The organism is Janthinobacterium sp. UMAB-60, from assembly GCF_900095235.1.
Classification (GTDB): Bacteria; Pseudomonadota; Gammaproteobacteria; order Burkholderiales; family Burkholderiaceae_D; genus Janthinobacterium.
On record NZ_LT607487.1, the window covers coordinates 276,966 to 278,466 of the forward strand.

Genomic DNA, 1,501 nt, shown 5'->3' on the forward strand with positions numbered 1-1,501 from the left:
ATTGGGGAAGGATATTTTATGTTGCAACGTGATCTTGATGTTTTCCTGAAGCAGAATAGAATAAAACCAGAGGATTGGCATTCAAGCAACACCTCATGGGACGATTTGCTCATGATCGGGCAGGACCATGAAGAGCAACGAGCAGCCCTGGAAGCAAGCGCCACATCAAACGCTAGTCTTATTCAACGTTTTAGCGGCGTCCATTCTGTTCGATGGCGCGTCAAGGATCAGAGCCACCTTATGGCAAAGATTGTACGAAAACGGGCTGCGAAAGAGCCGAAGTACATGAACATATCGGTGGAAAACTACATAGAAGTAGTAGATGATTTGATCGGTCTCCGTGCCTTGCACCTGTTCAAGAGCGACTGCTTCGAAATTGACCGAGAGGTGCGTGCGATATTTGAACTGAAAGAGAATCCAATTGCTTATATTCGCGATGGTGATAATCCTGAGCTGATAAAACAATATGAAGAAGCGTGTATGGCCGTTAAAAAACACAAAGACAACTATCGCTCAATACATTATATTTTAACAACCAAACCAACGTTGCGGATTGTCAACGCCGAGCTTCAAGTGCGTACTATTTTTGAAGAGGGCTGGAGCGAAATTGATCACAAGGTACGTTACCCAAATTTTCCAAATAGTCAACATCTGAAAGGCATCCTGAACATTCTAAACGGGATGGCTGGACAGGCCGATGATACGGGCGGCCTCATCCAGAAACTGAGCAAAGAGTTACAGTCAGCTATTCGCGGGAATCAAGAAACAACACAATTCAATAATGAACAAAACGAGAATGTCGATCAGGCGTCTAAAGGGGCTGGAAGTGACCAGCCAGAGCCGGTCGATGAAGACGGTCACTTGATGGCAGGCGAATTATCGAATGCCGGAGAAGATGCTGCATGTGTAGATATGAGTACGTCTTCCACGGAGGAGATTGCCGATAAGCAAGCACCTACCTCCGATAATTCAAAAATGCCTGACGTTCAGAATCTGCACATTACGAACGAACCGCTAACGATTCTCGGCAACTCTACTTCAACGCCGAGTGAAGACCAACAAACGACATTGCCCACTGCAAAGATCGCCTATCAGTCCTCATCACTTACAGTGGCCCAGCAAGCATTGGATAAGCACAATGAAGCCATGGTGGCACTCAAGGAAATCAACCAGATGGGCGCTGTGGCCAAGGCATTGAAAGAGCGCAATGTGGCCGTGAAGTCGCTCGGGGACATCAATCAGATTGGTACGGTGGTAAAAGCGATGGATGAGCACAATGCTGCCATGAAGGCGCTTAGGGATATCAATCAGATTGGTGCGGTGGTAAAGGCGATGGACGACCAAAATGTCGTCAAGAAAGCGATGGAAGAACACAATGCCGTCAAGAAGGCGCTGGACGACCACGATGTCGTCAGGAGAGTGATGGATAAGCACAATGCTGTCTGAAATAGCCCCTTGATTCACCAGACACAGCCTATGCGTTATTCTTACGGATAGGAAT

At 47.0% G+C, this 1,501-nt stretch carries 1 protein-coding gene; it reads left to right on the plus strand.

What is annotated here, in order from left to right:
* Window positions 1–1,446 (plus strand): RelA/SpoT domain-containing protein (locus K0F86_RS12695; protein ID WP_219134704.1); only part of this gene is annotated, 1,446 nt, incomplete at its 5' end.
* Between the last annotated feature and the right edge of the window lie 55 nt (window positions 1,447–1,501).